The sequence below is a fragment of the Thermomonas sp. HDW16 genome (assembly GCF_011302915.1).
Taxonomy (GTDB): Bacteria; Pseudomonadota; Gammaproteobacteria; order Xanthomonadales; family Xanthomonadaceae; genus Thermomonas.
Genome location: NZ_CP049872.1, coordinates 22971 through 35736, shown reverse-complemented (window position 1 = coordinate 35736; position 12766 = coordinate 22971). Strand labels below are relative to the sequence as shown.

Genomic DNA, 12766 nt, shown 5'->3' with positions numbered 1-12766 from the left:
CATGAAACCGCACGCCCTCCTCATTGCACTCGCCTTCGCCATGACCGCACACGCTTCCGAAACGCCCACTCCGCCCGATGCCGCCAAGAAGCCGCACGTGGTGAAAGCCCCGTTCGGCGCCGAGCGCCAGGACGAGTACTACTGGCTGCGCGACGACAAGCGCGAGAACCCGGAGATGCTCGGCTACCTGAAGGCGGAAAACGCCTATGCCGATGCACTGCTGAACCCGCTCAAGCCAGTGCAGGACACGCTTTACGACGAGATCGTGGCGCGCATCAAGCAGGACGATGCCTCGGTGCCGTACCGCGATCGTGGCTGGTGGTATTACAGCCGTTTCGAGGCTGGCAAGGACTATCCGATCCACGCTCGCCGCAAGGCGGCCGATGGCGTCGATGCGCTGTCGATCCAGCGCGCCAATGCCGCCGCCGACTTCAAGGGCGAGGACGTGCTGTTCGACGTCAACACGATGGCCGCCGGCAAGGACTACTACGCCATCAGTGGCCGCACGGTCAGCCAGGACAACCGGCTGGTGGTGTACGGCGACGACACCAACGGCCGCCGCCAGTACACGCTACGGGTGAAAAACCTGGAAACGGGCGAAACCCTTGCGGATGCGATCCCCGGCACCGCCGGCTACGGCGTGTGGGCGGACGACAACAAGACCTTCTTCTACGTCGAGAACGACCCCGAGACTCTGCTCAGCACCAAGGTGAAGAAGCACGTCCTCGGCACGGATCCGAAGGACGACGTGCTGGTCTACGAGGAGAAGGACGACACCTTCTACATGGGCATCGGCCGTACACGCGACGACCAATACATCGTGATCGGCATGGACAGTACCGTCTCCAACGAGACCCGCTACACATCGGCGGCGAACCCGGGTGAATTCAAGGTTCTTGCGCCGCGCGCACGCGACGTGGAATACGACGCCGACCACCACGGCGGTCGTTGGGTGATCCGCACCAATGATGGTGGCGCGACGAACTTCAAGATCGTCACCGCCGCCGATGGCAGCAGCTCGCGCAAGGACTGGAAGGACTGGATCGCGCACGATCCGCAGGTCTATGTCGAAGGCATCGAGCTGTTCGACGGCTTCGCCGCAGTGGCCGAGCGTTCCGGCGGTTTGGAGCGTGTACGCATCCTCAAGGGCGACGGTGGCTCCGAATACGTGAAGGCGGACGAAACCGCCTATTCGATGGGCCTGGACGCCAATCCGGAAACCGACAACCCGTGGCTGCGCTACAGCTACACCTCGATGACCACGCCGGCGACGACGTACGAGTTGAACGTGCAGACCGGCGAGCGCCGCGAGCTGAAGCAGCAGCCGGTGCCAGGCTACAACCCGGCGAACTACGTGACCGAACGCGTGTGGGTGACCGCGCGCGATGGCGTCAAGGTGCCGGTCTCGCTGGTCTACAAGAAGGGCTTCAAGAAAGACGGCAAGGCAGCGATGCTGCAGTACGGTTACGGCAGCTATGGTGCGTCGATGGATCCGGGTTTCTCGGTGACCACGGTCAGCCTGCTGGATCGCGGCATGGTGTATGCGCTGGCGCATATCCGCGGTGGCCAGGAGATGGGTCGCGCCTGGTACGAAGACGGCAAGCTGCTGCACAAGAAGAACACCTTCACCGATTTCATCGACGTCACCCAGACGCTTGTGAAGCAGGGCTATGCCGCGCCGGATCGCGTGGCCGCGCATGGCGGCAGCGCTGGCGGCCTGCTGATGGGCGCGATCGCCAACATGGCGCCGGAGACTTACAAGGTGATCCTGTCGCAGGTGCCGTTCGTCGACGTGGTGACCACCATGCTGGATCCCACCATCCCGCTGACCACCAACGAATACGACGAGTGGGGCAATCCGGAACAGAAGAAGTTCTACGACTACATGGTCACCTACTCGCCGTACGACAACCTGGAGAAGAAGGCCTATCCGGCTACTTTCGTCGGCACCGGCCTGTGGGATTCGCAGGTGCAGTACTGGGAGCCGGCCAAGTACGTGGCGCGCCTGCGCGACTTGAATACCTCCCGCGATCCGGTGGTATTCCGCACCAACATGGAAGCCGGTCACGGCGGCAAGTCCGGGCGCTTCCGCCGCTACCGCGAACAGGCGGAGATGTATTCCTTCATGCTGGACCAGCTGGGCGTGAAAGCCACTCCGTGATCGTTGCGCTGGTTGCTGTTCGACACGAAGGCCGGGACTCCCCGGCCTTCGTTGTCTTTGGCCGCGCTTCCGGTAGGGTGGCGCGATGCGCGGATTGACCCGGATCGGCTGGTGGCTGCTGGCGTATGCCAGCCTGGGGCTCGGCTTCATCGGCATCTTCGTGCCCGGCCTGCCCACCGTGCCCTTCGTCTTGCTGGCCGCGTTCGCCGCTGCACGCGGCTCGCAGCGACTGCACGCTTGGCTGCTGGCGCATCCGCAGTTCGGCCCGATGATCCGCGATTGGGAACGCGAAGGTGCGGTCTCGCGTCGTGCCAAACGCTTGGCCATCGGCATGATGGCGCTGTGCGCGGTGGTGATGTTCCTGACTGCGCCGAAAGGGTGGATGGCGGCCACCGACACCGCGATCATGGCCTGCGTCGCACTCTGGCTGTGGCGTCGCCCGGAGCCGCGACAGTAAGCGGTGCCGCGGTTACACTGCCGGCCATGATCAAGCGCATCGCAATCGCCTCGTTCCTGCTCTGCCTGCTGGCTGCTTGCGGCAACAAGGGCCCGCTGGTGATGCCGGAAGCCAAGCCGGCCGATGCGCCGGCGCCCGTCGAACAACCCGCTGCCGAACCCGCAAAGACCGAGTCCGGCACGCCGGCACGCTGAACGCGGTCATGTCTGGCTCCAGCATGGCGTTCTCGAAAATGCATGGTGCGGGCAACGACTTCGTCGTGCTCGACCTGCGCGATGGGCAGGCTGCACCGGAGGCCGCGTTGTGCGCGCGCATCGCCGACCGCCACATCGGCATCGGCTGCGATCAGCTGTTGACCGTGGAGGCGCCGCGCAGCGTCGGTGCCGTCGCGTCCTACCGCATCTGGAATTCCGATGGCTCCACCGCACAGCAATGTGGCAATGGCGCGCGCTGTATCGCGGCATGGCTGGTACGCGATGGCGCGGCACCGGCAGCCGGCGATTTCGTCATCGACAGCCCGGCCGGTACCCATGCGGTGCAGCGTGATGCCGATGGCGGTTTCGTCATCGACATGGGTGCACCGGATTTCATCCCGGCGGCGGTACCGCTGCATGGCTGGGACGTGGCGCAGGACGAATACCTGCGCGACGTGGATGGCATCGCGATCCGTTTCGGCGCGGTATCGATGGGCAACCCGCATGCGGTGATCGAAGTCGCCGACGTGGCGACCGCGCCGGTGGCCGAACTGGGCCCGGCCTTGCAGGCCAACGCGGCGTTCCCGCAGTCGGTGAACGTGGGTTTCGCCGAAGTCGTCTCGCGCGATCATGTGCGCCTGCGCGTATTCGAGCGCGGCGTGGGCGAGACACTGGCCTGCGGCAGCGGCGCGTGCGCGGCTGTCGCGGTGCTGGCAAGGCGCGGGCGCGTCGACATGGATCGCGCGATCGCGGTGGAACTGCCCGGAGGCACCTTGCGTATCCGTTACGATCAAGCCGATGGCCGCATCCGCATGGGCGGGCCGACTGCATTTGTTTTCGAAGGGGAGTGGTTGTGACGACTGGATTCGACAATACCGAAAAGCTCGGCGCGCACGAAGTGGCTGCGTGGCTGCGCCGGCACCCGGCCTTCCTGCAGCAATTTCCCGACCTGGCGCTGACCCTGGTGGTGCCGCGCGACAATGGCCCGGCCGCGTCGCTCGCCAGCTACCAGCTGGAGGTGCTGCGCGACAAGAATCGCGAACTGTCGCGGCGCCTGCAGGAACTGTTCGGCAACGCACAGGAAAACGAGCGGCTCTCGGTACGTACCCACCAGCTGACCTTGGCGCTGATGAAGCAGGGCAGCGCGGCCGATACGTTGCGTGCGATGGCGGCATCGCTGGAAGAAGATTTCCAGGGTGACCTGGTGCGCATCGTGTCGTTCCATGCGGTCGATGGCGTGGACGATGCCGACTGGCTGCAGGTGATCGCCGAAGACGACGCGCGCCTGTCCGGCTTTCGCGACCTGATGGGCGGAGGCGAGCCGGTCTGCGGCCGTCTGCACCCCGACAAGAACGCGTTGCTGTATGGCGTGCGCGCCGAGGACGTGCAGAGCTCCGCACTGCTGGTGTTGCCGGGCACCGGGCTGGTGGCGGTCGGCAGCCTGGACCCCAATCGCTTCTTCCCCGGCATGGGCACGCTGTTCCTGCGCATGATGGGGGAAGCGCTGGTGGCGGGCTTGCAGCGCTTCCGCTGACGCGATGAACACTGCGGCCGGCCCGGTCGAGGACTATCTCTCGCATCTGGCGGTCGAGCGTCAAACGTCGGCGCATACGCTGGACGCGTATCGCCGCGACTTGTCCGCATTGACGATGTGGGCTGCAGCGCAGTCGCGCGATTTGCTCGAACTGACGGGCGACGATCTTCGCGCCTTCGTCGCCGGCGAGCATCGGCGCGGCTTGTCGCCGAAGAGCCTGCAGCGCCGCCTGTCCGCTTGCCGCAGCTTCTACCGATGGCTGCTGAAATTGGGACGCATCGGTGCCAGTCCTGCAGATGCGATCCGCGCGCCCAAAGCGGCGCGCAAATTGCCGCAGGTACTCGATGTCGACGAAGCGATGCAGCTGGTGGAAGTGTCCACCGACGCGCCGCTGGGCCGGCGTGATCGCGCGCTGCTGGAACTGTTCTATTCCTCCGGCCTGCGCCTGTCCGAAGTCTGCGCGCTGAAATGGAGCGACCTCGACTTCGCCCAGGGCCTGGTCACGGTGCTGGGCAAGGGCAGCAAGCAACGCGTGGTGCCGGTGGGCTCGCATGCGCGCAACGCGTTGCAGGCGTGGCGCGGGGAATCCTGCGGCCAGCCAGCGGATTTCGTGTTCCCCGGACGGGCGGGCAAGCAAATCACCTCGCGCGCGGTGCAATTGAGGATGAAGCGGCTGGCGGCGCAGCGAGGCGTGTTCAAACGCGTGCACCCGCACCTGCTGCGGCACAGCTTCGCCAGTCACATGCTGGAATCTTCCGGCGACCTACGCGGCGTGCAGGAATTGCTGGGGCATGCCGATATCGCCACCACCCAGATCTACACGCATCTGGATTTCCAGCACCTGGCCAAGGTGTACGACGCTGCGCACCCGCGCGCCAAGCGCAAGCCCTGACTCAACACGGTTTGATCGAGGTCAATGCGGGCGACCACCCGCGCGACCAGACTACCCGTATGGCCGAGACCATCGAAGGCTGGCGTTGCATCGGTTGCGGCAAGGTGGACGCGCCGCGCCCGTGCATCGGTGTCTGCCAGGACGAGCGCGTGGAACTGGTATTGGCGGAGGACTATGCCGAACTGGCGTGGCGGGTCGAACAGCTGGAAGGCGTGTTGGCGCTGATCGCGCATGTCACCCCAAAGCCTGAGCGCCTGGGGGCGTCCTGGCTTGCATTGCAGGCACGTGCCCGTACCTTGCTGGAAAAGAATCCCGTGCCCTGATACGGCTCAGCCCCAGTTGCCAGCGCCGCCGAACGGCCGCAATGGTTGCAGGATGTGCCAGCTGTCGATTTCCAGCGCACAGTCGTACTGCGCATCCAGCCCCCGTCGTCGCACCGCGGCGGCGAAGGCGCGATAGCGATCCTCGATCTGCTCCACCCAACGCAGCGCCGCCGGCGACTGCGGATGCACGCGCTTCCGATACAGCGGTTGCGGCACATGCGCGAAGGCGCAGGTTTCGGACAAGCGTAGGCACAGGTCGTAGTCGGTGGCGTCCGGGTACGCCGCGTTGAAGCCGCCTGCCTTCGCGAAGGCTTCGCGACGCATCAACTGCAGCGGGCCGGTCATGAAATCCAGCAGCAACGCGTCGGGCGAATACGGCAGTTCGCACAGTGGGCCCGGTGAGATCACCGTGTCGCGTACATCGACGAGCAGGTGCTGGCTGTAAGCCATGCCGATGCCTGGCTGCGCATCGAAGGCCGCCAGCAATGCGGCGAACGTGTTCCTATCCAGCAGGTCGTCGCCGTCCAACACGCACAGGAATTCGCCCCGCACTTGCGCGGCCGCGGCCGCGGTCGCTTCCGCCTGGTTCGTCGCCTGCACGTCGATGCAGCGCAGGCGCGGATCGTCGAATGCCGGCAACGTGGCGCCGTCGACGCCGAACAGCAAGGCCTCCCAGTCCGCGACCGATTGCGAACGCAGGCTGTCGACGGCACGGGCGAGGAACGGTGCGCTTCCACGCACCGGCACCAGCACGCTGATCGTCGGGATGCGGTTCATGCGTCGTTGTCGCTGGGCTTCGGGCGCAGTACATGGCGCGCGCGCAGGCCGAGGGAGAACGCATAGTGGCGCTGCATCCCGCGCCGCTGCACCGCGCGCTGCGCGGCATCGAACGTGGTGCGCACCTGCCGCAGCCGTTGCCCGCCGGACACCGAATCGGGGCGGATCCGATAGCGGTACAGCGGGCGCGGCAAATGGGCGATGGCGACCTGTTCCGACAGGCGCAGGCACAGGTCGTAGTCGGCGGATTCGTCCAGCGTACCGTCGTAACCGCCCACCGCGCGATAAGCCGCCACGCGGATCAAGCGGAACTGGTAGGTCATGAAGTCCAGCAGCAGGCGATGCGCGGAATAGGGTGTGTGGAAACGACGGCCTGGCCCGAGCTCACGCCCGTCTTCGTCGATCTCGATGTATTGCGAATAGGCCATCCCGAGCCGGGGATCGGCGCGCATGAAGGTCAACATGGACGACAGCGCATCGGCTTCCAGCATGTCGTCGCTGTCCAGCACGCCGACGAAATCGCCACGCGCCTGCATCAGCGACAGCGCGAGCGCGCGAGGATTGCCATGGTTGTCGCCGTCCCCCAGCAGGCGAAAGCGCGGATCGTGGCGTGCATAGTCCGCGGCGATCTCGCGACTGCCATCGCTGGAGCCATCGTCCCAAAGTAGGCATTCCCATCGCGAATGATCCTGCGACAACAGGCTGTCCAGCGCGGCGGGCAGGAAGCGGGCGGTGTTGTAGACCGGGGTGGCGATGCTGATCAGGACTGAATCCATGCGTGGCGAAATCCCGCTTGAAGCCGGGGCCGACGGCCCCACATAACCAGTTCCAACGGAGAAAGTGATGGATCCCAGCCAGAATCCCAATGTCTTCCACGCCACCACGATAGTTTCGGTTCGCCGGAATGGTCAGGTGGTGATCGCCGGCGATGGCCAGGTCACGCTTGGCCACACGGTGATGAAGGCCAACGCGCGCAAGGTGCGCCGGCTTGGCAAGGACGGTCGCGTGCTGGCCGGCTTCGCCGGTGCGGCGGCGGATGCGTTCACCTTGTTCGAATTGTTCGAGGCCAAGCTGGAGAAGTACGGCCAGTTGCAGCGCGCTGCGGTGGAAATGGCCAAGGATTGGCGCACCGAGCGCCGCTTCGGCAAGCTCGAAGCGCTGCTGGCGGTGGCCGATGCCGACACCAGCCTGATCATCAGTGGCACCGGCGACGTGATCGAGCCGGAAGACGGGCTGATCGCGATCGGTTCCGGCGGCATGTACGCGCTGTCCGCCGCGCGTGCGCTGCTGGCGCATACCGAACTGGATGCGAAGACCGTCGCTACCGAGGCGCTCAACATCGCCGGCGACATCTGCATCTATACCAATCGCAACATCGTGGTCGAGCAGCTCTGACGTTATCGCGGGCCATGCCGGCAGGGCAGGCCCCATCAACGCAAACCCAGTTGCGTTTGCACTCCCCGATACTCGCTTTGTTGATGGGCCTGCCCCACCGGCATGGCCTACCAAGGATCCAGCATGACCGCTCTGAAGATCGACAACACCTCCACCAACATGACCCCGCGCGAGATCGTCGCCGAGCTTGACCGCCACATCATCGGCCAGCACGCGGCCAAGCGCGCGGTGGCGATTGCTCTGCGCAACCGTTGGCGCCGCGCGCAGCTGGCGCCCGAGCTGCGCAATGAAGTCATGCCGAAGAACATCCTGATGATCGGCCCCACTGGCGTGGGCAAGACCGAAATCGCGCGCCGCCTGGCGACATTGGCGAATGCGCCGTTCGTGAAGGTGGAGGCCACCCGCTTCACCGAAGTCGGCTACGTCGGCAAGGATGTGGAGCAGATCATCCGTGACCTGGCCGATACCGCGGTCAAGCTGTACCGCGAACAGGCCAAGCAGCGCGTGCGCACGCAAGCCGAGGAGCGTGCAGAAGATCGCATCCTCGATGCCTTGCTGCCCAAGCGCGAGGCTGCACCAGCGTTCGGCTTCAACGCCAATGCGACGACCACGGTCGATATCGGTGCGGAGCCGTCCTCGCAGGAATCCGCCACGCGGCAGAAACTGCGCAAGCAGTTGCGCAGCGGCGAACTGGACGAGCGCGAGATCGAGCTCGATCTTGCGATGAATGTCGGCGTGGACATCATGACGCCGCCTGGCATGGAAGAGATGGGCCAGCAGCTGCGCCAGGTGTTCGGCCAGTTGTCCGGCGGCAAGACCCACAAGAAGACGATGAGCATCAAGGCCGCGCGTCCGCAGCTGATCGAAGAAGAGGCCGGCAAGCTGGTCAACGAGGACGAGATCCGCGAAGCCGCGATCGAGGCCTGCGAGCAGCACGGCATCGTCTTCATCGACGAGATCGACAAGGTCGCCAAGCGCAGCGAAGGCATGGGTGCCGATGTCAGCCGCGAAGGCGTGCAACGCGACTTGCTGCCGCTGGTCGAAGGCAGCACGGTCAGCACCAAGTACGGCGCGGTGAAGACCGACCACATCCTGTTCATCGCGTCGGGTGCCTTCCACCTGGCGAAGCCGTCCGACCTGATCCCGGAAATGCAGGGCCGCTTCCCGATCCGGGTGGAACTTGGCGCGCTGGGCAAGGACGACTTCGTGCGCATCCTCACCGAACCCAAGGCTGCGCTGACCAAGCAGTACGTCGAGTTGATGCACACCGAAGGCATGACCTTGAGCTTCGCGCCGGAAGCGGTGGAGCGGTTGGCCGAAATCGCCGCGCACGTCAACGAGCGCCAGGAGAACATCGGCGCGCGCCGCCTGCACACCGTGCTGGAGCGTTTGCTGGAAACCCTGAGTTTCGAGGCGCCGGACAAGGGCGGCACGCTGGTCATCGACCGTGCCTACGTGGATGCGCAGCTGGGCGAGTTGGCGCAGGATCCGGATTTGAGTCGCTACATCCTGTAGCGGCTGCGGGCCGGCCGCTCTGCGATAATCCCCGCATGAGCGAATCCACGAACGACATCCCCGGCAAGGGCACCACCCATTTCGGCTTCCGCGACGTGCCGGTGGCAGACAAGCAGAAGTTGGTGGGCGAGGTGTTTTCCTCGGTAGCCGGCAAGTACGACCTGATGAACGATGCGATGTCGCTCGGCATCCATCGCGTGTGGAAGCGCTACTTCGTGTCCACCGCGCAGGTGCGCAAGGGCGACCGCGTGCTCGACCTGGCCGGCGGGACTGGCGACATCGCCGCCCTGCTGAAGGAGCGGGTGGGCGATGCCGGTGAACTGGTGCTCGGCGACATCAATGGCGAGATGCTGCGCGTCGGCCGCGACCGCATGACCGACCGCGGCAACGTGCGCGGGTTCGAGTACGTACAGTGCAACGCGGAAACCCTGCCGTTCCCGGATGCCAGCTTCGATCTGGTCACGATCGCCTTCGGCCTGCGCAACGTCACCGACAAGGATGCGGGCCTGCGCGAGATGTTCCGCGTGCTCAAGCCCGGCGGGCAGGCGCGGGTGCTGGAGTTCTCAGAAGTCACCGCCGACTGGTTCAAGCCGATCTATGACTTCCATTCGTTCAAGGTGCTGCCGGCGTTGGGCAAGCTGTTCGCCGGCGACTCGAATAGCTACCAGTACCTCGCGGAGTCGATCCGCAAGCATCCGCCGCAGGCGGAGCTCAAGGCGATGATGGAAGCGGCGGGCTTCGCGCGCTGCGACTACAAGAACCTGAGCGGCGGCATCGTCGCCATCCACACCGGCTACAAGGTCTGAGGCGATGGCTGACGACAAGCCGCTGCGCAGTTTCCGCGAGAGTCCCTGGCGTTATTCGCAGTTCGTCATCCTGGGTTTGATCGTGGCCGGGTTGGTGAAGTGGATCAGCCCGTTTGGTTGGTTGCCGTCGCTGGTGGTGGGCGCAATCGTCGCCATCTCCTACCTGCTGTTCGAGAAAAAACGCGGTGTGATCTAGCGAAAAGGGGGCGGAGGGGATCAAACGCGTTTGATCCCCTCCGCCCCCTTTTGGCTTTTCGCTGCAGAAATTACGGCTGCCAGCCGTAGCTCAGCTTCAGGAACACGCTGCGGGTGTTGCCGAACAGATCCGGATTGTCGTCGTCCATGAAGGCGCCGTAGGACGCGCCGGCATACAGTGCGGTGCGCGGGTTGATCTTGTACGAATACACTACCTGCGCGGCCCAGTCGCGTGCGGTTTCGTTGACGGTGCCAACGTACAGCGCCTGGTTGCGTTCCACCTCGCTGCCCTGCAGGGTCAGGCGCAGGCGCTGGTGCGGATCGAACTGCCAGCTGCCGCCGGTGTTGACCACGGTGGCGGTGAAGGCGGTGCCGCCGTCGCGCTTCATCTGCTGGCGGATGATGTCCCAGTCCAGCGCCAAGCCGCGACCGATGTTGGCGTTGCCGGACACTTCCAGCATCGTGCGCCGGCCGGTCTTGTCGGCACCACGGTCGATCATCGTGCCCGCCTGCAGGTAGGCGCCGAGTTGCAGGCTGCCGTTCGGGCGGAAATTGGCGTTGATGTCGGCGTAATGCTCGTCGAACAGCCTGCCGTTCCAGTACGCCACGCGGGTCATGCCGTGCAGGCGCACGTTGCTCTGCATCGGTCCTTGCACGCTGACCTGCGCTTCGAACTCGCGCTCCAGCAATTGGCCGTCGTAGCGGTGGGTGATGTCCCAGTCCGCATACACGTTGATCTTGTTGAAGGCCGCACCGTCGCGGTACCAGGAATGCTCGCCACCGACCAGCGACTTGTCGTAGCCCACCATGCCGATGAAGCCAAGGTCGGCGCGGAAACCCGGATCGATGTCTTCGTGCTGCAGGTTGAAGCCCCAGTTGCGGTTGCTGAAGTTGTACTCCGTCCGCCATGCATTGCCCGACGGCGTGGCGTCGTTGCCGAGCTCGCCGGCGTAGGCGGCGACGATGTCGTCCGGGTATTCGGACTGGCTGTGCAGGAATTGCGCGGTGGCGGTATGCGCGCCCTGCTGCCAGCGTGCATCGAGGCCGGCCACGTTGTTCGAGTACGCATCGCCCTCGCGGAAGGTGCCGATCGCGCCGACGCTGAAGTGCGTGTTGAAGTCATGGCGATAACGACCAACCGCCACGTTCGCCTTCTGGTCGAGTTGCTCGAAGCCGGAACCCTGCACGCCCGGCACCAGCACCAGCGTGCTGGCATCGCGGGCGACGAACGCGCCATAGGCGCCGCTGCCGGTGCGGCCGGTGATACGCGCGCCGAAATCGGGATCGGCGATCTGCCGCGTGTACAGCACGTCGAACTGGCTGGTGAAATAGTCAGCGCCTTCCAGGAAGAACGGCCGCTTCTCCTGGTAGAACAGGGCGAAGCTGTTGTTGATGTCGAGTTGCAGCTGGTCGGTCTCGACCTGCGAGAAATCCGGATTCAGCGTGGCGTTCAAGGTCATCGCCGGCGACGGCGCCCAGCTCACGTCCACGCCGGGCTCGATCGAGCTGTCGCCGCTCTTCCAGGATTCGCCGGCGGCATCGCGATACTGCGGCTTGCCCATCGTCAGGAACGGCACGACTTCCAGGTTGCGGCCCTGCTGCGCGCCGGCCATGCCCTCGTACTTGCCCCATTCGCACTGGAAGCAGTTGGAATCGCGCGGCACCTTGTGGCTGGTCAGCTGGTGGCGCTTGTCGCGCGGGTAGTTGCGGAACAGCGAGAGGCCCCACTTCTGGTCGCCGCCGCCGCGCGGGAAGCGCAGGGTGGAGAAGGGCACGCGGATCTCGACGTCGTAGCCCTCTGCGGTGAGCTGGCCGGCGCTTTCCCACAGGCCGTCCCAGCTGGGGTCTTCCTGGTTGTTGGTATTTGCCTCGTCGCGCAGCAGGTCGGCCTGCACGCCCAGCGGATTGACGATCAGTTCGTAGCCGCGGCGGTTGTCGTTGAAGGTGTCCATGAACACGCCGACCCAGTCGTCGTTGAACGCGGCGTCGCGATCGCGCAGGTGGGCGCGGATCGCGGATGGATCCGAATCCATCGCATGGAAGGCGAAGTAGATCGCATCGGCGGTATAGCCGATGCGCACCGTGGTCCTCACCGGCGCCGGGGTGTTGTCGCCGGGCTGGATGTCGTAGGCGATCTCCTGCACCAGCGCGTTCTGCCAGGCGGCATCGTCCAGTTTTCCGTCGATGGCGATCTCGCCCTGCAACTGCGGGATGCGGCCGCCGGGGACATACGTCGCGGTCTCCGTCGGCGCGGTCGCCTGTTGTGCATGGGCGAAGGGCGCGCACAGCAGCAATGCGGCGGTGAGTGCGTGCGACTTCAGGTCAGGCGATTTCAAGCGTCTCTCTCCGTGAGGCGTTGGTGTATGAACGATGGATGCGTGCGCGAGCAGGCGGGTTGACATGACCAATGGCAGGGTCATCGACACATGCCAGGCAAGCCGCGCGAACGATGACGCATGCGCAGCCGGCCCCGCAGTGCCGCAAGTAGGGTTGACGAAGGTCACGAACGCACATGCG

14 protein-coding genes are annotated in these 12766 nt (G+C 65.2%); 11 read left to right on the top strand and 3 right to left on the bottom strand.

Annotated features, from left to right (window positions below; all coding sequences use genetic code 11):
* Position 1 precedes the first annotated feature (1 nt).
* The 7 genes from G7079_RS00170 (at position 2) to G7079_RS00140 (ending at position 5561) form a co-directional block, all read left to right on the top strand.
* Positions 2-2161, top strand: coding sequence for a S9 family peptidase (locus tag G7079_RS00170; RefSeq protein WP_166054411.1), 2160 nt, complete (start codon positions 2-4; stop codon positions 2159-2161).
* An 85-nt stretch (positions 2162-2246) separates the two neighbouring features.
* Positions 2247-2618: a YbaN family protein gene (locus G7079_RS00165; RefSeq protein ID WP_166054408.1), complete on the top strand. Its 372-nt coding sequence runs from the start codon at positions 2247-2249 to the stop codon at positions 2616-2618.
* 26 nt (positions 2619-2644) lie between these two features.
* Positions 2645-2812, top strand: coding sequence for a lipoprotein (locus G7079_RS00160; RefSeq protein ID WP_166054406.1), 168 nt, complete (start codon positions 2645-2647; stop codon positions 2810-2812).
* A gap of 8 nt (positions 2813-2820) precedes the next feature.
* Positions 2821-3669, top strand: a complete 849-nt coding sequence (gene dapF, locus G7079_RS00155) for a diaminopimelate epimerase (protein ID WP_166054404.1) — start codon at positions 2821-2823, stop codon at positions 3667-3669.
* Positions 3666-4346, top strand: coding sequence for a DUF484 family protein (locus G7079_RS00150; protein WP_166054402.1), 681 nt, complete (start codon positions 3666-3668; stop codon positions 4344-4346). The genes dapF and G7079_RS00150 overlap by 4 nt, the downstream gene beginning before the upstream one ends.
* A 4-nt stretch (positions 4347-4350) precedes the next feature.
* The gene (gene xerC, locus G7079_RS00145) at positions 4351-5238 is read left to right on the top strand and encodes a tyrosine recombinase XerC (protein WP_166054400.1); all 888 of its coding nucleotides are present in this window, start codon (positions 4351-4353) and stop codon (positions 5236-5238) included.
* 59 nt (positions 5239-5297) lie between these two features.
* Entirely contained in the window at positions 5298-5561 is a 264-nt protein-coding gene (locus G7079_RS00140; protein WP_166054398.1) for a hypothetical protein, read from the top strand.
* A gap of 6 nt (positions 5562-5567) precedes the next feature.
* Here G7079_RS00140 and G7079_RS00135 read toward each other — a convergent pair whose 3' ends face one another.
* Both G7079_RS00135 and G7079_RS00130 read right to left on the bottom strand, forming a co-directional pair.
* Entirely contained in the window at positions 5568-6338 is a 771-nt protein-coding gene (locus G7079_RS00135; RefSeq protein ID WP_166054396.1) for a glycosyltransferase, read from the bottom strand.
* Positions 6335-7114 (bottom strand): glycosyltransferase, encoded by a 780-nt coding sequence (locus tag G7079_RS00130; RefSeq protein WP_166054393.1) that lies wholly within the window; start codon positions 7112-7114, stop codon positions 6335-6337. Before G7079_RS00130 ends, G7079_RS00135 begins: the two co-directional genes overlap by 4 nt.
* A 67-nt stretch (positions 7115-7181) precedes the next feature.
* Here G7079_RS00130 and hslV point away from each other — a divergent pair, with 67 nt between their 5' ends.
* From hslV to G7079_RS00110, 4 genes are all read left to right on the top strand, one after another.
* Positions 7182-7733: an ATP-dependent protease subunit HslV gene (gene hslV, locus G7079_RS00125; protein WP_166054391.1), complete on the top strand. Its 552-nt coding sequence runs from the start codon at positions 7182-7184 to the stop codon at positions 7731-7733.
* 159 nt (positions 7734-7892) lie between these two features.
* Positions 7893-9248, top strand: coding sequence for an ATP-dependent protease ATPase subunit HslU (hslU, locus tag G7079_RS00120; RefSeq protein ID WP_166057771.1), 1356 nt, complete (start codon positions 7893-7895; stop codon positions 9246-9248).
* Positions 9249-9283: 35 nt separating this feature from the next.
* A complete protein-coding gene (ubiE, locus tag G7079_RS00115) occupies positions 9284-10054 on the top strand; it encodes a bifunctional demethylmenaquinone methyltransferase/2-methoxy-6-polyprenyl-1,4-benzoquinol methylase UbiE (RefSeq protein ID WP_166054389.1) in 771 nt (256 codons plus the stop codon).
* 4 nt (positions 10055-10058) lie between these two features.
* A complete protein-coding gene (locus tag G7079_RS00110) occupies positions 10059-10250 on the top strand; it encodes a hypothetical protein (protein ID WP_166054387.1) in 192 nt (63 codons plus the stop codon).
* A 70-nt stretch (positions 10251-10320) separates the two neighbouring features.
* Here G7079_RS00110 and G7079_RS00105 read toward each other — a convergent pair whose 3' ends face one another.
* Positions 10321-12585, bottom strand: coding sequence for a carbohydrate binding family 9 domain-containing protein (locus G7079_RS00105; protein WP_166054385.1), 2265 nt, complete (start codon positions 12583-12585; stop codon positions 10321-10323).
* Between the last annotated feature and the right edge of the window lie 181 nt (positions 12586-12766).